Below are 20,052 nucleotides of genomic sequence, written 5' to 3'. Positions count from 1 at the left end.
TCAGAAACGGTAGGTCGTGCAGCCGATCTCGACACCCGAGCCGGCGGTGAGTATCAACGCGACGTCGCCCGGTTGCGCCAGCCCCTGCTGCCGGGCTTGCTCCAGCCCGTACGGCACGGACGACGTGAACGGGTCGCTGTCGGCGGCGAGCTCGACGAACCTCGATCTCGGGATGCCGAGCTGGGCGGCCAGTTCGTCGAGCGCCTCCGGGGATAGATATGGGGGGAGCACCGCCGCGATGTCGGTGGGGTTGAGTCCCTCGAGGGCCAGAAGTTCCTTGGCAGCGGCGGGAATACAACTCAGGTAGATCGCGGCGAGGTTGGGGTCCCGCTCGATCTGTAGCCCGGCCCGCCCGTCTCGCTGCTGGGTGTAGGTGGCCAGGGCACCGCTGTGCTCCGGGTGGTGCTGGAACACGAAGCGGCCGAAGCCTTCCGCGCCGTCGCTCCTGCGCAGCAGGACCGCCGAGCCCGTCTGGCTGATGCCGCGTTGCGGATAGCCGCTGTCGGGGCTGTTGTTTTCGATCTCCGAGGCCATCACCATGGCGTGCTCCACCTTTCCCGCCCCGATCATCCCCGCGGCGACCTGGCAGGCGTTGAGGAAGCCGACGGCGCCGTTGAGGACGTCGAAGGCGAAGGTCTTGGGCCCGTCCGGGGAGTCCACCTCCCCGTTGATGTCCAGTTCGCCGGCGACGAGCGCGGCGACTGCCGGCTCGCTGAGGAACTCGTCGCGGTAGATGCCGGAATTGATGATCAGCCCCAGCGAGCTCCGATCCAGGCCGCTGCGTTCGAGGCACGCCTCTGCGGCCTGGACCGCGAGCTGGATCGAGCTGGGGGAAGCCGGTTGCTCGGCCGGAGCGAGGCCGACGCCGTCGATGCGCACGCGGGGCATCGCCGGAACGGCTTTGTGGTTGCTCTCGGTCGCCCTGCCGGGGACGTGGCCGCCGGCGGCGCCCCGTCGCATCCTGTCGGGCAGGTCGTCGAAGGTATACAGCGCTGCGCCGACGGTCTGTCCGGAGCCGGTGATCGAAAAGACCACATTGTCACCGGAATTGATCCGATTGCTCAGGATGTAGTCGTTCAGCGCGACGATGTGGGTCGTGGTGGCGGTGTTCCCCCGCTCGGCGATGTTGTAGATGGTGTTGCCCCGGTGGGCCGCGCCGTCCCCGAACATCTGGTTGATGGCGACGACCGCGTCGTTGAGCGAGGCCTCGGACGTCTGGTGCATCACCAGGTGGTCGGTGGTCTCCGGCCGCCAGCCGTGTCGCTGCATTACCGCGGCGACGTAGGGCACCGCGTGCTTGACCGCGATCGCGGTCTGCGTGACGGAGTCGGTGAACATGATGGCACCGCCGTGCGGGCCGTCGGTCACCTTCGCGATGCACAGCTTGCTGTAGCGACTCAGGGTGGCCATATCGATGTCGTGGAAGCCGACCTTGTTGTTCGGCCCGCGCTCGAGGACCACAGCCGCACCGGCGTCGCCGAGGGTCAGGCACGCGATCCGCGGATCCATCGGCCCCTCGATCTCCTTCTGGGCGGTCTCGCACAGGTGACTGATGTACTCGCCGCTGACCACCAGGGCGTTCCGAATCAGCCCGGTCTGCAGGAATGCGTCGGCGACGGTGATGCCGGTGAACATTCCGGCGCACGCGTTGCTGATGTCGAAGGCCAGCGCATTGCCAAGGCCGCATTGGTCGCGCAGTCGCGTGGCGGTGCTGGGCTCGAAGCTGAACCGGTTCTCGAGTCCGTCACGCCGGGAGATGTTGCAGGCGATGACCAGGTCGATCTCCTCGCGCCGATAGCTGGATCGGGACAGGCAATCGTCGGCCGCCTTCCTGGCGAGGTCGATCGAGAACTCGTCCTCGCCGACCACCCGCCGGTTCTTGATGCCGGTCAGACGTTCCAGCGGTATGCGAATCTCGTTGGCGCACTCGGCCATAACCGTCTTCGTCGACACGGTTCGCGAGGGAAGGTACACGCCGATGCTTTCGATGACCGTGTTTCGCTTTTCCTCGGGTGTGGCCTGCACCGGTTGCGCCGGTGCCGGCGCCGTGACGACCGCCTCGGCGGGGGCTTCGGGGTGACCCGTTGCATCGCCGGCGAGCGGACCGTATTCGGCGGCGAGCTCGGCGATGGTGCCGTAGACGAACATCGACTCCGGCCGCAGCGGCAGGCCTGCCGCGTTCGCCCGCACCGCGACCTCCAGGCTTTGGGTCGAGGCACCACCGAGGGCGAAGAAGTCGTCGTTGACACCGACCCGTTCGAGATCCAGTACAGCGCGCCAGATTTCGGCCAGCAATTGTTCGGTAGGGGTGCGCGGAGCGACGAACACCGGCTCCTGCGGCCCCGATGCCCTGTCGGCCGCCATCAAGGCCTTGCGGTCCACCTTTCCGCTCGACGTGAGCGGCAGCGCGTCCGTCACCTCGAAGACCGCGGGCATCATGGCGGCGGGAAGCAGGTCAAGCAGGAACCGGCGCAACTCCGCTGTCGACGGAGCGGCGCCGCCGGCCGGCACGACATATGCGACGAGGATCGGATTTCCGCGGCTGTCGGTTCTGATCACCACCGCGTTCTCGGCCACCGCGGGGTGTTGGGCCAGCGCGGCCTCTATCTCGCCGGGCTCGATCCGGAAGCCGTGGACCTTGACCTGGAAGTCGATGCGTCCCAGGTAGTCGATGTTGCCGTCGGGCAGATACCTGGTCAGGTCGCCGGTGCGGTAGAGCCGCTGTCCGGGGTGCGCGGCATCGCCGCCGAACGGGTCGGCCACGAAGATGGCTCCCGTCAGATCCGGGCGGTTGAGGTAACCGCGGCCGAGCCCCACTCCGCCGATGTACAGCTCGCCGGGCACACCGATCGGCACCGGTTGCAGGTGCGCGTCCAGGATGTAGGCGCGGATGTTGGCGATCGGCCGCCCGATCGGCACCAGCGTGCCGGATTCGCCTCGCTCGCAGTGGAATCCGGTGACGTCGATCGCCGCCTCGGTGGGCCCATAGAGGTTGTAGAGCTCGGCGTCCAGCGTGGCCATGAAGTGGTCGCGCAGGTCGTAGGGCAGCGCCTCGCCACTGCAGATCACCCGGCGCAGTGCGGTGCACGCGGCCACCCCGGGCTCGGCGAGGAAGCGGCGCATCATCGACGGCACGAAATGCATTGTGGTGACGCGCTGTTCGACGATGGTCCGAACCAGGTACGCGGCATCCTTGTGCCCCTCGGGTTTGGCGATGACCACCCGGGCCCCGACGATCAAGGGCCAGAACAGCTCCCAGACGGACGGGTCGAAGCTCACCGGCGTCTTGTGCAGCACCCGGTCGTCGGCGGTCAGCCGGTAGGCATCCTGCATCCACAGCAGCCGGTTGCGAATCCCGGCGTGGGTGTTGAGCGTTCCCTTCGGCTTACCCGTGGAACCCGACGTGTGGATTACGTATGCGAGGTTTGCCGACGTCGTCTCGCAGACCGGGGCGGCGTCCTCGCCCGATGGCGCCGACGGCTCGTCCAGGCAGAGCCGGTGACCGGTGAAGCCGGCCGGCAGGTGCGCCAGTTTGCTCCGGTGGGTGACGCAGACCGGCGCGTCCGGTACGTCGTCCAACATCGCGGCCATGCGCTGTGCGGGCTGCGCGGAGTCGAGCGGCATGAAGGCGCCGCCGGCCTTGAGGACGCCCAGCACGGCCACCACCAGATCGTCGGAGCGGTCCAGCAGGACGGGCACGACGGTCTCGGGCCCCACGCCGAGCTCGCGCAGCCGGTGGGCGAGACCGTTGGCCCGGCGGTCGAGTTCCGCATAGGTCACGTCGCGGTCCTCACACGTCACCGCGACGGCGTCCGGGGTGCGCGCGACCGTGGCGGCGACCATCTCGTGCAGGCAGGCCGGGCCGTCGTAGGTGACCTCGGTTTGATTCCAGGCGGCCTGCTGGCGGCGCTCCGCCTCGGTGAGCAGCGGCAGCTGCGAGACCGGCCGGCCGGGGTCGGCGACGATGCCGCCGAGCAGGGTGGCGAAGTGCCCGGCCAGCCGCTCGATGGTGCCGGCGTCGAAGAGGTCGGTGTTGTATTGCAGTACGCCCGAAAGCTTTCCGTCGTGTTCACCGACCTCCATCATGAGGTCGAACGGCGCGCCGCCCTGCCCGACATGGAGGGTCTCGAGCGGCAGCCCCCCGGGTTCCGGGCCGGCGTCGTCGGTGAAGCGGCGCGTCTGTTCCCAGGCGAACGAGACTCCGAACAGCGGCGTGCGGCTGGGGTCGCGCGGCGGCCGAAGCCGCTCGACGAGCAGCGCGAAGGGATAGTCCTGGTGTTCGAGGGCACCCTGCACGGTGTCCTTGACGCGGCCGAGCAGGGTCATGAACGTCGGATCGTCGTGCAGGTCGGCCCGCAGGGCGACCGGGTTGGTGAGGTAGCCGACCAGGCCCTCAAGCGCGACCCGGTCACGGCAAGCGAACGGCGAGCCGATCACCAGGTGACCCTGGCCGCTGTAGCGGTGCAGCAACGCGGCGTAGGCCGCCAGCAGTGTCATGTAGGGCGTCGCGCCCACCTTGCGGCCCAGTTGAATGATCCCGGTCGTCACGGCGGGGTCGACGGTGAACCGGTGCACGGTGCCCGGGTAGGTCTGGACCGCGGGCCGCGGCCGGTCGGTGGGCAATTGCAGGACCGGCAGTTCGCCGGCCAACTGGTCACGCCAGTAGGTCCAGAGGTCCTCACCCTCGGCGCCCGCGAGCATCTGGGCCTGCTGCTCGGTGTATTCGACGAAGCTTTCCGCGGGTGGCGGAGGCGGGGTCGCGCCGTGCTCGGCGGCGTACAGCAAGCGCAGCTCGTCGAGAATGACGTCGATGGACCAGAAGTCGACGGCGATGTGGTGCAAACCCAAGAGCAACACGTGTTCCTCGGGCGTGCGCTCGAGCAGCGTCAGCCGCAGCACCGGGCCGGTGTACAGGTCGAAAGGACGGTTGGTCTCGCGCCGGATCCACTCGTCGACGTCGGGCTCACCGGGGCCGAGGCGGTGCCGGGCGATGCGCACCGGCCATTGCGGATGCACGAGCTGGACCGGTTGCCCGTCGCGTTCGGCGTACGTGGTCCGTAGCGCGGGATGCCGGTCGACGAGCGCCTGGGCCGCGCGTTCCAGCGCCGCGACGTCGAGCTCGCCCCGTATCCGCCCGGCATACGTGACGTTGTAGGCGGCGCTGGCCGGTGCGAGTTTGTGAATGAACCACATCGATCGCTGGCCGTACGACTGCGGATGCACCGAGGCCGACTCCTCGGCCTTCTGCATCAGCAGCTGAGCGAGCAGTGCCCGCTTCTTCTCCGGAGACAGGCCGGAGATGTTGATGGGCTTGTCAGTCATCGCCGGCGTCCTTCGCGGCAAGCTCGGCCCCTCTTTCGGCCAAGACCTTTTGAAGCAGTTCGTCCACGGCGTCGTCGGAAAGCTCCGGCACCCGGGTCAGCAGGTCGATGCCGCCCGACGGCGCGCCGTCGGCTTGCTGGTGGACCGTTGGCTCCGGGGTGGCCTGCCGCGAGACCGCCTCGTGCGTCGTGGGTGCGCCGGCCGCTTGCTCCGGCAGATGTTCGCGCAGCCACTCGGCGAGGCTGGCCACGCTGGGCCCCTCCAGCAGCCGGGTGACCGGCACCACGAGGCCCAGGTCGCGTTCGACCTGCATGCGCAGCTCGAGCGTGATGAGCGAGTCGACGCCGAGGGTGTTCAGCGGTGTCTGTTTATCCAGGTTCGCCGGTGCCAGACCGAGTTTGCCGGCGGCGAGCTCGGACAGATAGGTCTCCAACAGCCGTTGGCGATCCTCCGGCGACGCGCCCTGCAGTGCGTCGTAGAGTCCGGCTCCCGGCCCGGTTGCGGGCTCGGCCTCCGCCTTGTCGGCCGAGGGCGCGATTCCAAGGTCCGCGAGCAGCGGCGGCTGCATGTCGGGTTGCCAAACCGCCCAGTCGATGTCGAGAACCACGGCCTGCGTGGCCGACCGCTCCAGCAACGACGACAGCGCCCGGAGGCTGTCGGCCGCGGACATGGCCTCCACGCCGTATTGGGCGAAGTAGTCTTGCAGCTCGGACCGGGTGAAGAAGCCGAGCCCGGCCCATGGCCCCCAGTTCACGCTCAACGCCGGCCGGCCTTCGGCACGTCGGTGCCACGCCAGCGCGTCCAAGAAGGCGTTCGCCGCCGCGTAGTTGGCCGCCCCGGGCGGACCCAGCAGGGACGAGGCCGACGAGAACAGCACGAAGAGGTCCAGGTCGGCGTCTTTGGTCAGCGCGTGCAGGTTCCAGGCGCCCTGAACCTTGGGCGCCATGACCTTGCGCAGCTTCGCCTCGTCGAGGCATAGCAGGATGGCGTCGTCGGCGATCCCGGCCGCATGCACCACCCCACGCAGCGGCGGCATCGACTCGGCGATCGATTCCAGCATGGCCGCGACGTCGTCGGCTTTCGCGACGTCGCCCTTTGCGATGGTCACCTCGGTGCCGGCCGCGCGCAGGGCGTCCAGCGTTTCCTGCGCCTCCTCCGAGGCGCCGCCACGTCCCATCAGGACCAGGTGCCGGGCGCCGTGCTCGGCCATCCACTTGGCCACCACGAGCCCCAGCGCACCGAGCCCGCCGGTGACGACATAGGTGGCGTCTTCCTTGAATGACGCGGTCTCGGAGGGTTCCGGCTCGTCGTAGCGGGTCAGTCGTTCGACATAGCGGCGGTCGCCCCGCAGTGCCACGTCGCCGTCGCGGTCGTCGGCCCACATCTCCCGGAAGAGGGCTTGGATCTCTTGTTGGGCCTGTTCCGGACCGCCACCGGCGGACAGGTCGACACAGGTGCAGCGCAGTTCCGGTTGCTCGTGGTCGATCGTGCGGGCCATCCCCCACACCGGAGCCTGGGCGATCGACACGGGCTCGGCTTCGGCTGCCGAGGTATCGGCCACCTGCGTTCCCCGCGTCACCAGCCACAGCCGCGGCGACGCCGACCAACCGGCCCGCGCCAGCGCCTGGACGAGATGCACGACGCTGACCGGGCCCAAAGTTGTTGCCGAATCCAGGGATTCGAGTGAGGTTTCGGCCGGCGGTGCGGCCAGCAGGTCCCACAGGTGCACCACCCCCCGGCACGGTGGCCGGTCGTCGGTGAAGGCGTCTTCCAGCAGCTGCTTGAAGTGATCGGGCTGCGTCGGGTCAAGGCGGTAACTGTCCGGGGTGAGACGCTCGAAGTCGCCGTTCGATGCCGGCTCGACGAGCACGCACCGCTGAGAATGCGATTCGAGGTGTTTCCGGAGGGTGTCCGCGGTGTCCGCGCCGTCGCTCAAGATGAGCCAACTGCCGGCTTCGTCCGGCCGGCTCGACCCGTCCCGGTCCGCCGGACTGGGCGCGGGCTGCCAGCGCAGCCGATACATCCGGTCGCGCAAGCCCGCGGCCTCGGTCGCGCCGGGGGCCTGCGGCAGCGGGCCGGTGCCGTTCGGGGTGATCGGCCCGACTTCTAACCAGGAATGGACACGCTGCCACGGGTACGTCGGTGCGGTCACGTAGTGGCTGCCCGGGGGGTACACCGCCTCCCAGGTGACCGGCTGACCGAGGGTGTAGAGGGTGCCGAGCGACGTCAGCGCGGTCCCCCGTCCCCCGTCGTCGCGCCGCATCGACGGCAGCGCGGCGCAACTGGCCCCCAGGTCCTGGGCGTCCTCCCGGATGGAGTTCAGCAGGACCGGGTGCGGGCTGATCTCGACGACCGCGTCATGACCGCCCTCCAGCAGCCGGCGCAGCGCGGGCGAGAAATGCACGGGCGAGCGCAGGTTCTCCGCCCAGTAGTCGGGGTCGGCCAGGCGGTCGGTGAGCAGGTCGCCGGTCACCGTCGAGTAGATGGGTATCGCCGGTGCGGTCGGCCGCAGTCCGACGAGCCCGCCGCGCAGAGCGGGAACCAACGGGTCCATCTGCGGGCTGTGGGCGGCCACATCGACGTCGACCCATCGGCAGAACCGGTCGCGCTGCTGCAGCACCTCCATCAGCTTGGCCAAAACCTTTTGATCCCCGGACAACACCGTCGACCGGTAGCTGTTGCTGGCGGCGATCGAGACCTTGCTTTCCTGGCCGGCGATGAGCTCCTGCGCTTCGGCGGCGCTGAGTTCCGCGGCCATCATGGTTCCGCGGCCGCGCACGGTTCGGAGCATCAGTGCGCGGAAGCGGATCACCCGTGCGGCGTCTTCGAGGCTCAGCGCACCGGCGACGTGCGCCGCCGCAACCTCACCCATGCTGTGCCCCACCACGGCGGTCGGCTCGACCCCCCAGGAGCGCCATAGGGCGGCCAGCGCGACCTGCATGGCGAAGATCGCGGGCTGGATCAAGCTGATGTCGGTGATTTCCTCGTCCTTGGCCAGCAGCTCGACGATGGAATGTCCCAGGTGGGGCTTGAGCGCGCGGTCGCACGCCGCCAAGGCGTCACGGAACACGGGCTCCTCGGCCTGCAGTCGCCGCCCCATGCCGTGCCACTGTGAGCCCTGCCCGGGGAAGGCGAAGACCACCCTGGGACGCTGGCCGGGACGGCACTGTCCGACGGAGAACCCCTGCCGTGGCTGCCCGTGCCGGTAGGCGTCGAGGGTCTCCGACATCGTGGCGGGCGAGTCGGCGACGACGGACAACCGATGCTCGTAGTGCCCGCGACGGACGCCGGCCGTATAGCAGAGGTCGGCGAGCGCCACCCCGGACGCCAGCGCCGACTCATACCGGTCGGCCAGCGCGACGAGGGCCTCGGGGGACCGCGCCGAGATCGGCAGCAACTCGGCCCGATCCGGTGCCGTGCCGCGCTCGGCCGTGGCGGCCCGGGCCTGCGGGGCCTCGGTCAGCACGGCGTGCGCGTTGGTGCCGCCCATGCCGAAGGAGCTGATACTTGCGACCGCCCGCCCACCGTTTTTCGGCCACGGGGTCAGCGTTGTCGCCACCCGCACCGGCAGGGTGTCGAAGGGGATCTCCGGGTTGGGTTCGGCGAAGTTAAGGCTCGGTGGAATCTCCTTGTGCTGCAACGCCAATGCCACCTTGATCAGCCCGGCCACTCCGGCCGCCGCCTCCAGGTGCCCGATGTTGGTCTTGACCGAGCCCACCAGGCACTGACTGCCCGGCGGACGGCCGTCCGCCAGCACCGTTCCCAGCGCGTTCGCCTCCATCGCGTCGCCCAGGAATGTTCCGGTGCCGTGCGCCTCGACATACTGGGCGGTGCCCGGGGAGATACCGGCGCGGCGGTAGGCCGCGGCCACCACGGCTTCCTGTGCTCGCCGGTTGGGCGCGATCAGCCCGTTGGTCCGGCCATCCTGGTTGATGGCGGTGCCGCGGATCACCGCATAGATCGGGTCATTGTCGGCCAGCGCCCGGCTGAGCGGTTTCAGGACGACCATTCCGGCGCCTTCACCCCGTACGTACCCGTCCGCGCCGGCATCGAAGGTCTTGCAGCGGCCGTCGGGCGCCATCACCTTCGCCTTGCTGAAGTTGATCATCAGCGCCGGCGACAGGATGACGTTCACTCCTCCGGCCAGCGCCACCCCGCACTCGCCGTCGCGCAGGCTGCGGCACGCGAGGTGGACCGCGACCAACGACGACGAGCACGCCGTGTCGATCGCGATGCTCGGCCCGTGGAAGTCGTAGAAATAGGAGAGCCGGTTGGCGGCAATGCTCAACGCGTTTCCGGTGCCCGTGTAGGCATCGACAAGCTGCATCTGGTTGCCGTGCAGGTTCGCGTAGTCGGTGGTTGCGATGCCGACGAACACGCCGGTGTCGCTGCCGGCAAGCCGCTCCGGCACCTGCCCGGCGTCTTCCAATGCCTCCCAAGCCACCTCGAGGATCAGCCGCTGCTGCGGATCCATCTGCGCCGATTCCCGAGGCGAGATGCCGAAGAATCCGAAGTCGAACTCGTCGACCTCGGGCAGGAAACCCGCCCGGCGAGTGACGGACGTGCCCGGCACGGACGGATCGGGGTCGTAGAAGGCATCGGCGTCCCAGCGGTCCGGCGGGACCTCGCTGATCGCGTCCACGCCTTCCGACAACTCGCGCCAGAAGGCCGCCGGGCCGTCGGCGCCCGGAAAACGGCACCCGATGCCGATGATGGCGATCGGCTCGTCCGCGGCGGTCGGGCCGCTCTCACCGACGGTTTCGGCGGTGCGGTCGACCGCGGTGCCCTTGCCGCCCAGATGGCGGGCGAGCAGCTCGATCGTCGGGTGTTCGTAGGCGATGGTGGGCGAAAGTTCACATCCGAGCCAGGTTTCCAGAGCGCCGGTCAGCCTGACGGCACGAACCGAATCGAGGCCGTAGTAGGCGAACGGCCGGGATGGGTCGATATCCGTTGCGGGAATGCCGAGTTCACGAGCGAGCTGGCCGATCAACCATTCCTGGATCTCCGCGACGGTGCGCCCGGTCTGTTCCTGCGCGGCGGCTGCGGGGCGGATGTCGGGCAGCGGTGCGCGCCATTCGGCGACCGGCTCGAACTGGCCGTCGAGGAATTGCTGCCGGCAGGCGGATCGCTGGATCTTGCCGCTGGACGTGGTGGGAATCCGCAACGGGTCCACCAGAACAACGGTGTCCGCCTGGATCTCATGGTGTTCGGTGATCGCGGTCCGGATGGTGTCGACGATCTGGTTGAGGTCGGCGTCGCCGAGATGATAGCCGCTCACCTCCTGCACGACCACAACCCGTTCGGGGGCGTCCGGTCCGGCCGCGACCGAAAAGACCGCGCCCCGGCCGCGCATCAGTGCTGGGTGACAGGCCTGCACGGTGAGCTCGATGTCCTCGGGATAGTGATTGGTGCCGCGAATGATGATGAGATCCTTGACGCGACCCGTCACGAACAACTCACCGGAGCGGAAGAACCCGAGGTCCCCGGTGCGAAGGAACGGGCCCCGGCCGCTGTCCGAAAGATGCGCGCGCAACGCCTCTTCCGTCACTTCGGGCTTCCCCCAGTAACCCTGCGCCACGCTCGGCCCACCGACCCAGATCTCGCCGACCTCGTCAGCCCCACAGGGCCGCCGGGTCTGGGGATCGACGATGATGACCTCCTGGCCGCCCGGTGGCCGGCCGCAACCGACCAACGTCAACGCGCTCGGGTCTTCCGTCGGGATCTCGACGACCCGGCGTTCACCCAGCGCCGCGCGATCTATGTGCAGAACCACCGGGACCGGGGAGTCCGACCCGCCGGACACCAGCAGCGTCGCCTCCGCCAGCCCATAGACCGGCGCGAACGCCTCGGGCCGAAAACCCGCTGGGGCGAACGCCTCGGCGAAGCCCTGCATGGTCGAGGGACGTACCGGCTCGGCACCGCACATGGCCGTCGACCAGTTGGACAGGTCGAGGGCGGCCCGCTCCTCAGGGGTACTGAGTTCGATGCACAGGTCATAGGCGAAGTTGGGGGCGGCGGTGATTTTGGCGCGGTGCCGGGATATCGCTTCCAACCACCGCATCGGGCGCTTGATGAACGCGTTCGGCGGCATGAGGACGGAGGTACCGCCGACATAAATGGTTTCGAGGACGCCGCCGATGAGGCCCATGTCGTGGTAGGGCGGCAGCCAGAACACACCGGTTGCCTCCCGGTCGAATCCCGACTTCCACGACTGGCGGATGGTCTCCAGATTGTGGGCGAGGTTGCCATGCGACAGCACAACGCCTTTCGGTGCGGCCGTGGAGCCCGAGGTGTACTGGATCATCGCGATTGTGCTGGAGTCGATCTCGGGTGGAACCCACTGCGCCTCGTCGCCCCCCGTGTCGGTGACGAACCACCGCAGCGGACGCCCCTTGACCAGACCGTCCACCGTGGCCTTGATTCGCGCCTGCATCTCTGAGTTCGACAGAGCGAAGCGCGGTTTGGCATCCGCGACGATCGAGGCGACGCGCGGAACCAGGTGCTCGCGCGCCGGCGGATGCACCGGTACGGCGATCGCCCCCGCATAGAGGCAGCCGAACAGGCCGGCGATGAAATCCAGACCCGGCGGGCACAGGACCAGGACGCGCTCGCCCGCGGCACCGTAGCGTTGCAGGTTGGCTGCGATCCGCTTTGCCCTGGCATCCAGCTCGGCATAGGTCAGCTTGGTGACTTCGGTCTCCTCGCCATCGCGAGAGTAGGTGAACGCGACCCTGTCCCGATAGCGCTCGGCCCGGTACCGCAGCTGTCCGACCAGCGTCGGTGCCATGAGTAACGACGCATCATGCCCTGTTTCCGAGGCTGATTCGGCGTGGTCGTCTGCGTGCTCGGCCTGCTGCCTGTCGGCGGTGCTCATCTCGTTCCCTCTGTCGGTCCCGGGGCGGCTACTTCTTCGCCGAACCGTGACATCTGCGTCGCTCCATCGAGGAGTGAGTGGTTGTGATTGGTATTTCCTTGGCCCGCAGCGTTTTTCGATCTAGCCAGGGTGCCCTCGGTGTAGGTCTCGAGCAGTACGCGGAATTGCTCCACCGTGTAGCCGGTGACGACAGCGTCGGTGCGTGCGCGTACCGTCGCCGACCGGGCCATCCGGAACAACGGCCCGAGCTCGCCGACGTACTCGCCGGGGGAGGCGACCTTGACCAGTTCCTTGGTCCCGTCACCCGATTCGCGCATGACTTCCAGTTCGCCGTCGGTGACGAGGTAGATCAGGTCCCCCATGCTGCCCTGCTCGAACAGCACCGAACCGCTTGCCAGATGCAGCGTTTCGGGCTCGGAGTCGGTCAGTTGCACATCCGGCATCAGCCTGACCACGCGGTCGGCGAACGGCAGGATCCGGGTGTCATGGGTGGCGACCACGACAATGCGCTCGCCGCTCGCCAACTCCCTCAGCAGCCGCAGCACCCCTTCCGCGCGGGCATAGTCCAGGTGGGCCGTGGGTTCATCGGCCAGGATCAGCGGTGGGTCCAGCGCGATCGCGCGGGCCACCGCCACCCGTTCGCGCTCGCCGCCGCTGAGGTCACCGGGCCGGTGCGTCATGCGGTTCTGCAGCCCGGCGCGGGCCAGCAATTCCTTGGCGCGTTCGCGCGCCGCCCGCCGCGACCAGCCCGCCGCCCAGAGTGGCACCGCGACGTTCTCCACCGCGGAAAGGCTTGCCACCAGGTTGAACGACTGAAAGACGATGCCCACGGTGCGGCGCCGGTAGGTGGTCAGCCTACGGCGGTCCAGCGTCGTGACGTCGGTGTCGCCGACCTGGACGCGTCCGCTGGTCGGGCTGAGGATGCCGCCGATGCACGACAGCAGCGTGGTCTTCCCACATCCGCTGGGGCCCAACAGGATCACCAGCGATCCCGCCGCGACCTCCAGATTCAGACCGTCGATGACGCGGTTCGGCTCCCCGCCGTTCGAGTATTCGACGACGAGATCCTTGATGCGCAAATCGCCCATGACTATCCGGCCCCAAACGCCATTACCGGGTCGATCGCGACCGCGCGCCGCAATCCCACCAAACTCGCCAACAGGCCGACCCCCACCGCGGTCCCCACCAGCGACAGGAAGGCCGAGGGGGTCACCACCACCAGCATAGGAAACAGCGGGCCGAGCAGCACGGCCAGCAGCCCGCCCAGCATCGCCGCGACCAACGCGACGAGCACCGCCTGCAGCATGAGCCCGGCGAGCACCGACTGGGTGGCGACACCGAGGGCTTTGAACACCGCGAAGTCTCGGGTGCGCTCCAGCGCGGACAGGTAGATCAGCGATCCCACGATCGACGCGGCCACCGCCCACAGCAGGATCACCAGGTACGACATCGCCAGCCGAGCCATATGCAGCGGGCGAATCATGTCATCGACCGCGGCGGCGCGGTCCACGACGCGATAGCCGGCGGGCACTTGGGCGGGTACGCCGCGCAAGCCGATGGCCGAAATCACGTGCTGCGCGGAAAACATCAACCGCTGCGCCGTCGCGACGGTCACAAACGCATTGGGTTGACCTGCGAGCGTGGTGGACTTGTTGACCAGCCCGACGATCCGCAGCACTTGCGATCCCACCTCGACCTTGTCCCCGATGGACCGCTTCAGCGTGGTCGACATGGCGACCTCGTCGGGATTCGACGGTGCCCGCCCCGCCACGATCGGCGGCATCCCCTGTTCGGGCAGGCCGTAGACGTTCAGGTTTTCCGGTAGGCGCCGGTCTTGCAGGATCGTGTTGCCGTACACCACCGGGATCGCCGATTCGACGCCCGGAAGCTGGGCGACGTCCTCGAGTTCCGCCTGCGGGAACCTCGATGAACCAATGAAGGGTCCGACCGCGCCCGCCTTGATGAGGTAGTTGTCGATGCCTATCGAGTCGGCAAGGCGCTGGGCCTCGACCCGGGTCCCGATCATCAGCCCCGTGATGATGAGGGTCATCGCGAACACCATTCCGGTGCCGACGGCCGCGATGATGAAGCGTCGCTGCCGCCATTGCATGTCCCGTACGGCGGTGATCAACATCGGCGCGCGCAGCCGCTTTTGCAAGCCACCAATAGCCCACACGGCTGGACCTCCCTTTTCTTTCCCAGCAAGCGTCGCCCGGGACGCGGTAAGTCGCGTAGAGCCGAAGGGCCTTGATCGGACGGACCTACGCCCCGCTTTTCTGGCGGCCCGGATTCGATGTAGTTGAGCGATATCCACAGGTCAGGGCCATTCGAGCAGCTTATTCGGCGGGCGCGCGATTGGGCGCGATTGGGGGGAAATGTGACTGAAAACCCAATGACCGAATACGGTCCCTGCAATTAGCCGCGCGCCCAATAACAGCGAACGGGAGGCGCAAAGATATCGTCGCGGCCTCACTGACCGTCGGGAACCAGCCACTTCTCGAACGCGATCGGGACGAACGGCCCCCAGGACGGCAGCGGGTCGGCGGGCACCCGGGTGTACCCGGTCGCGTCGTACAGCGCCTCGGCCTCGGGTTGCCGGTTGCCGGTGATCAGGTAGAGCCGCCGGTACCCGCGCGCGGCGGTCTCCGCCTCCAGCGCCGCCAACAGCACTCGCGCGTACCCGCGGCGCCGATGAGCGCGGTCGGTCCAGATCCGCTTCAGCTCGGCGGTTTCGGCGTCGTAGCGCCGGAATGCCCCGCCGGTGACGGGCACGCCGTCCAGCACCCCGATCAGCAATCCGCCGTCCGGCGGGGCCAACTCGGCCTCCGGCACGGGCAGCCAGGACAGGTGCGTGCTGGGTGTGCCGCCGTAGCGCTGCGCGTACTCGTCGGCCAGTTCGGCCAGCAGGGGCCGCGCCAGCGGTTCGTCATGGGTCGCCGACACGAACCGCAGCCGGTGACTCGCGGCGGGCGGGCTTGATCGGTGCACCACGTGATCATCCAACGCCTCTGACCGCGACACATTCCATTCGGGCATCCTCCCGCCGGCGAAGCCGTGCCAGCGGTGCCGGCGCCCACCAGTTCAGGCCGCCGAAGACGTGCATGAAGGCCGGGACGAGCAGCATGCGCACCAACGTTGCGTCGACCAAGACGGCGAGAGTCAGCCCGACGCCGAACATCCGCATGAAGGAGACCTCCGCGGAAGTGAGGGCGGCGAACGAGATCGACATCAACAGCGCTGCCGCCGTGATGATCCGGCCCGTGCGCGCGACGCCCAGCGCGATGCTCTCGTCGTTGTCGACACGCGTGCGGTCCGAGGCCAGCCAGTACTCGCGGATGCGGGACAGCAGGAAGACCTCGTAGTCCATGGACAATCCGAATGCGATGCAGAACATCAACACCGGGATGTTGGCCACCAGCGTGCCGGTCGGAGTGGTGCCCAACGCGCCCAGATGCCCGTCCTGGAAGATCCACACCAACGCGCCGAATCCCGCCGTCAGCGACAGCATGTTGAGCAGCACCGCTTTGACGGGCAGCACCACGCTGCCGGTGAGCAGGAACAGCAACACCAGCATGACGCAGGCGACGAAACCGAACAGCCAGGGCAATCGCGACGTGATCGCGTTTATCGAGTCGCGATTCATCTGGGCCATCCCGGCCAGCTCGACGTGGCGGGCACCGGCCAACGGGATCGCATGCAAGCGATCCAACTGCGCGCCCGACGCCGGCGAATACAACGGCGCGCTGCTGGCCACCGTCAAATAGGCACTGCCGTCTGCCATTCCGGCGGGCGCCGACGGTGGCCCTTTCCGCTCACCGGCGATGAAGGTTCCGGTCGGTGCTGACACCGCCGAGACGTCGGGTACGCGCGACAGCCGTGCGGCGTACTCGTCAAGGTCTCCCGTCGTCAGGCCGTCCGTGCGGGGGATGACGACCCTGATGTCGGAATCGGCACCGAAGTCGTGCCGGATCCGGTCGCTGACGGCGCGCGCCGACGATGACGCCGGGAGCACCCGATCGTCGGGATAGCCCCATTTGATGCCGAGGAACGGCGCGCCCAAAGCGAGCAGGAGGGCGATGATCGCCAAGCCGATCGGAACCGCGTGCCGCATGGCCCGCTTGGCCATCCGGTACCAAAAGGTGCGCTCGATGGTCGCCGGCGGCGCTTGGGAATGCCGAAAGACCTTGCGGCCCAAGTCCCAAACGTTGAGTGCGTCAAGCCGGTCGCCCAGTAACACGATCACCGCGGGCGCGACCACCATCGCGGCCAGGGCCGCGAAAGCCACCACCGCAACGCCGGCATAGGCGAATGACCTCAGGAAGTACATCGGGAATATCACCAATGCGGCCAGTGCGAGGGCCACCGTCAGGGCGGAGAACAGCACGGTGCGTCCGGCCGTGGCCATGGTGCGCGGGAGGGCTTCGGCGGGGGGCAGCCCGTCGGCCAGTTCGTCGCGATAACGGCTGATGATCAGCAGCGTGTAGTCGATGCCCAGCGCCAGAGCCAATGCCACCGCCACGTTCACCGCGAAGATGGACACGTCGGCGACCAAAGCGACCGCGCGCAAAACCGCGAGGGAACCCAGGATTGCGAAGCCGCCGACGAGAATCGGCAGTGCCGCGGCCAGCAAGCCGCCGAATACCCATACCAGCGCGGCGAAGCTCAACGGGATCGCAATGGATTCCATTCGCAACAGGTCGTTTTGGGTCTGCCGGTTGAGCTCTTCATAGATGATCGCCATGCCTCCGGCCTGCACGGTCACGCCGTCGCGATCGCGCGCCACCCGGTCCGCGAGCTCCCGGGCATGCTTGGGCGCGCTGCTTTCCCCACCGGTGAGGGCGGCCACGATCAGCGCGGACTTGCCGTCGCCGCTGACCAACCCCGGCCGGGGCGCATCCCACGGCGACGCCACCTGCGCGACGAACGGCGACTGGGCCAGCTGCCGGACGATGTCCACGCCCACCATCCGAGCGGGTCCTTGGGTGACCCCGCTCTGCGAGTGCACCAGCAGCGTCATCTCCATGTCGCCTTGATGGAACTTCTCGGCGAGAACCGCTGTGGCACGCGCGGATTCGGCCGTCTGGTCCAGAAATCCACCGCCGGGCAGCGTCACTGCGGCCGGGATACCGAAGATGGCGGCGAGGACCGCCAGGAACATCGCGCTTGCGATCACTCGTCGCGGAGCGGCGATGGCGATAAGGGCCAGTCGCGATAACATGCGTGTCCTCCGGGATGATTAGCTGTCGATCCCCCCGATCGGTCTGGGTCAAGTCCTCCGGCCCCCCGGTGTGGTCCGCTATTCGCGGCGCTGCACGCACGCGACCGCCATCTCGGCCAAAGCGGTGCAGACGGCTTCGTTGATCTCCATGCCATCCACGTCATTGAGTGCGGATGCCACCCGCCGGCTGATCATCTGTTCGATCATCTCCACGGCCCCCGTCGCGGCGATCAATCGCTTCCAACGCCGCAGCGCGGCGTCATCGAGTTCGTCGAGATCCATGAGCTCGACGAGAAGACGGCGGGTCGGCGCGTCGGCCAGCTGGTAAGCGGCCACGACGAGGCTGGTCGCTTTGCGCTCGAGCAGGTCTCCCCCGGTTGGCTTCCCAGTCGCCGCGGGCGAGCCGAAGACCCCCAATACGTCGTCGCGGAGCTGGAACGCCTCCCCGACAGCGGCGCCGTAGCGGCCAAGCCGTGCCAGCGTTCGGTCGCCGCAGCCGGCCATGGCCGCGCCCAATTCCATCGGACGGCGCACCGTGTAGTTGCCCGATTTGCGCCGCGCCACGTCCAGCACCGCTTCGAGCGGCGGGAAGCTGCGCAGATCTGCCGCGAGATCGGCGAATTGACCTATCGCCAATTCGGTCCGCATGGCGTCGTAGCGCGGCCACACCCGCTGCAGGCGGCGGGCTTCAATACCGCTTTCGCGCAGCATCTGCTCCGCCCAAATGAGGCAAAGATCGCCCAGCAGAACGGCCGCCGACTCGCCGAATTTCTCTGCGCACGACGCTAGTTCGCGTTCGCGGTGCCACCGGGCCAGTAGCACGTGCGCCGCCGGACGACCCCGCCGTTGCGCCGAACGGTCCATGACATCGTCCTGGATCAGCGCGAAGGCGTGCAGTAACTCCAGACTCGCCGCGGCCGTTAACGCGGCTCCGCTCGGCGGGGCGCCACACAACCACCCGAGATACATGAAGGTCGACCGTAGACATTTGCCGTTAGACACGAACTGCGCCAGCATGTCGCCGACCGCATCGAGGCCCGCGCCAGCGAGGTCGGTGGCGCGGCGGGCCGAGACAAACTCCGCGACCGTGGCCAGCACCGCGGTGCGCATGCCCGCGCGCCACTCTTCGCCTCCCGGAGCGCCGCTCGCGGGCCACAACGAGGGGGCGAGCTGCGGGGCGCGGACCGCCGGTTGCGAAAGTACGCCAGGTAGACCGTTCGAAACACGCAAGCTCAACGTTTCATGCCCCTTTCATCGCGGCTCATAAAGCGGGTACGACGTTAGGGCGTATCGGGTTCAAGGATTCGGCCGATTAATTTAAGTTAATTAACCGTTAATCAAATTAAAGAGAGCGCGACCTGTGGTTATGCCCGCGTGGCGGTGAGGTATTCGGGGACGAACTCCGTGTCGCCGGGGCGGTGGCGCCGCCTTACCGGCCGTCCCACCGCCCCCAGCAGCTCGGTGACGTTGCGCTGCACCGTCTCCCAACCGTGGGCGGTCAAATACTCCGGTACGTAATGGTATTGCCCCGGATGGGTCAGGCTGGCCAGGTCGACGTCCACCCCGTTCTGGCGCAAGCCATCGACAAACGACCGCTCCGCCTCCAGCTGTAACGGCGTCCAGATGGGCATGTGGTCGGCGGCGAACCGGCTGCCGGTGGCGCTCATCGCGGTGACGCCCTGCAGCACGCGGTCCTGCACGGCGGGAGTCAGGTACCCGATCAGCAGCTGCTCGGCGATCCACACCGCGGGCGCGGTGGCGTCGAAGCCGACCCGCCGCAGGGCGGCCGGCCAATCCTGATGCAGAGCGACGCCCACGGCGCGCCGGCTCGCCGTCAGTTCGGCGCCCAATGCGCGCAGCGCTTCGGATTTGAAGTCGAGCACCTCGGGCCGGTCGATCTCGTAAACGGTTGTCCCCGGCGGCCACCACAGCCGGTACGGCCGGGTGTCCAGACCCGATGCCAGGATCACCACCTGGCGAAGGCCCGCCCTCCCCGCGTCGGCGACGAACTCGTCGACGAACCGGGTGTGCGCCGCGCAGACGTCCAGGAACCACGGACCCTCGGCGTCGTCGGCGCCGAACCGGTCGTCGTCGATCACGCGCACGAAGTGGTCGACCCCGGCGGCCCGCACCAACGGTTCGGCGAACGGATCGTCCAGCGTCCCCTTGTTCGTGGCTACCGCCCGCGCGGCGGCACCGAATGCCGCGGTCACCGCCACGCCCGTCGTTGCTGCCATGGGCGCTACACGCCGGACCGGCGCCGCAGGGTCAGCACGACCACCGCCCGCCAGCCGAGCAACAACAACCCGGTGACCGACGCCGCCACCACCACGAAACTCGCGGCAACGCCGGCGGAACTGGCCTTGCGCAACACCATGCCGACGACGACGGTGCACAGCCAGACGACCACCCCGGTCGGCACCACCTCGGTGGGGCGCCGCCAGGCGCGGGATGCCAGCCAGCCCACGACGGTTCCGGTGAGAAACGGCCAGGCGGTCGTCGCGACGCCGGCGAGGTTGAGTCCTTCGTCGTGGCTGCGACGCCCGGCGGCGCAGAACACCAGCACACCGATGACATCCATGGCCAGCCACAGCAGCCGTCGCATGCAGCGAGAGTACCGGGCAGGCCGCCGACCTTG

The 20,052-nt window shown here is 68.3% G+C and carries 8 protein-coding genes and 1 pseudogene; all 9 read right to left on the bottom strand.

Annotated features, from left to right (window positions below):
• The 9 genes and pseudogenes from A5758_RS03120 to A5758_RS03080 all read right to left on the bottom strand — a co-directional run bounded on the left by A5758_RS03120 (window position 1) and on the right by A5758_RS03080 (window position 20,019).
• Window positions 1–5,322, bottom strand: a complete 5,322-nt coding sequence (locus A5758_RS03120; RefSeq protein ID WP_067736313.1) for a non-ribosomal peptide synthetase — start codon at window positions 5,320–5,322, stop codon at window positions 1–3.
• Window positions 5,315–12,196, bottom strand: a complete 6,882-nt coding sequence (locus A5758_RS03115; RefSeq protein ID WP_082939552.1) for a type I polyketide synthase — start codon at window positions 12,194–12,196, stop codon at window positions 5,315–5,317. The genes A5758_RS03120 and A5758_RS03115 overlap by 8 nt, the downstream gene beginning before the upstream one ends.
• A gap of 149 nt (window positions 12,197–12,345) precedes the next feature.
• Window positions 12,346–13,284 (bottom strand): annotated as a pseudogene (locus A5758_RS03110) (ATP-binding cassette domain-containing protein); the annotation flags it as partial.
• A gap of 2 nt (window positions 13,285–13,286) precedes the next feature.
• Complete coding sequence (locus A5758_RS03105) at window positions 13,287–14,330, bottom strand: ABC transporter permease (protein WP_067736307.1); 1,044 nt, start codon at window positions 14,328–14,330, stop codon at window positions 13,287–13,289.
• A 335-nt stretch (window positions 14,331–14,665) separates the two neighbouring features.
• Window positions 14,666–15,187: a GNAT family N-acetyltransferase gene (locus tag A5758_RS03100; RefSeq protein WP_156622478.1), complete on the bottom strand. Its 522-nt coding sequence runs from the start codon at window positions 15,185–15,187 to the stop codon at window positions 14,666–14,668.
• Between the two features lie 4 nt (window positions 15,188–15,191).
• The gene (locus tag A5758_RS03095) at window positions 15,192–17,414 is read right to left on the bottom strand and encodes an MMPL family transporter (RefSeq protein ID WP_067736302.1); all 2,223 of its coding nucleotides are present in this window, start codon (window positions 17,412–17,414) and stop codon (window positions 15,192–15,194) included.
• Window positions 17,415–17,492: 78 nt separating this feature from the next.
• Window positions 17,493–18,524: a polyprenyl synthetase family protein gene (locus A5758_RS03090; protein WP_067736299.1), complete on the bottom strand. Its 1,032-nt coding sequence runs from the start codon at window positions 18,522–18,524 to the stop codon at window positions 17,493–17,495.
• A gap of 254 nt (window positions 18,525–18,778) precedes the next feature.
• Window positions 18,779–19,651 (bottom strand): SAM-dependent methyltransferase, encoded by an 873-nt coding sequence (locus A5758_RS03085; protein WP_067736296.1) that lies wholly within the window; start codon window positions 19,649–19,651, stop codon window positions 18,779–18,781.
• Window positions 19,652–19,656: 5 nt separating this feature from the next.
• Window positions 19,657–20,019 (bottom strand): DUF3054 domain-containing protein, encoded by a 363-nt coding sequence (locus A5758_RS03080; RefSeq protein ID WP_231987209.1) that lies wholly within the window; start codon window positions 20,017–20,019, stop codon window positions 19,657–19,659.
• Window positions 20,020–20,052 lie beyond the last annotated feature (33 nt).

It is taken from the genome of Mycobacterium sp. 852014-50255_SCH5639931 (assembly GCF_001665605.1).
Taxonomy (GTDB): Bacteria; Actinomycetota; Actinomycetes; order Mycobacteriales; family Mycobacteriaceae; genus Mycobacterium; species Mycobacterium paraffinicum.
This window is presented reverse-complemented; position numbering and strand designations above follow the sequence as displayed.

Coding starts and splice junctions, on each gene's coding strand:
- A5758_RS03120 (WP_067736313.1), bottom strand. CDS start 5,322: ATGACTGACAAGCCCATCAACATCTCCGGCCTGTCTCCGGAGAAGAAG.
- A5758_RS03115 (WP_082939552.1), bottom strand. CDS start 12,196: ATGAGCACCGCCGACAGGCAGCAGGCCGAGCACGCAGACGACCACGCC.
- A5758_RS03105 (WP_067736307.1), bottom strand. CDS start 14,330: ATGTTGATCACCGCCGTACGGGACATGCAATGGCGGCAGCGACGCTTC.
- A5758_RS03095 (WP_067736302.1), bottom strand. CDS start 17,414: ATGTTATCGCGACTGGCCCTTATCGCCATCGCCGCTCCGCGACGAGTG.
- A5758_RS03090 (WP_067736299.1), bottom strand. CDS start 18,524: ATGCGCACCGCGGTGCTGGCCACGGTCGCGGAGTTTGTCTCGGCCCGC.
- A5758_RS03085 (WP_067736296.1), bottom strand. CDS start 19,651: ATGGCAGCAACGACGGGCGTGGCGGTGACCGCGGCATTCGGTGCCGCC.
- A5758_RS03080 (WP_231987209.1), bottom strand. CDS start 20,019: ATGCGACGGCTGCTGTGGCTGGCCATGGATGTCATCGGTGTGCTGGTG.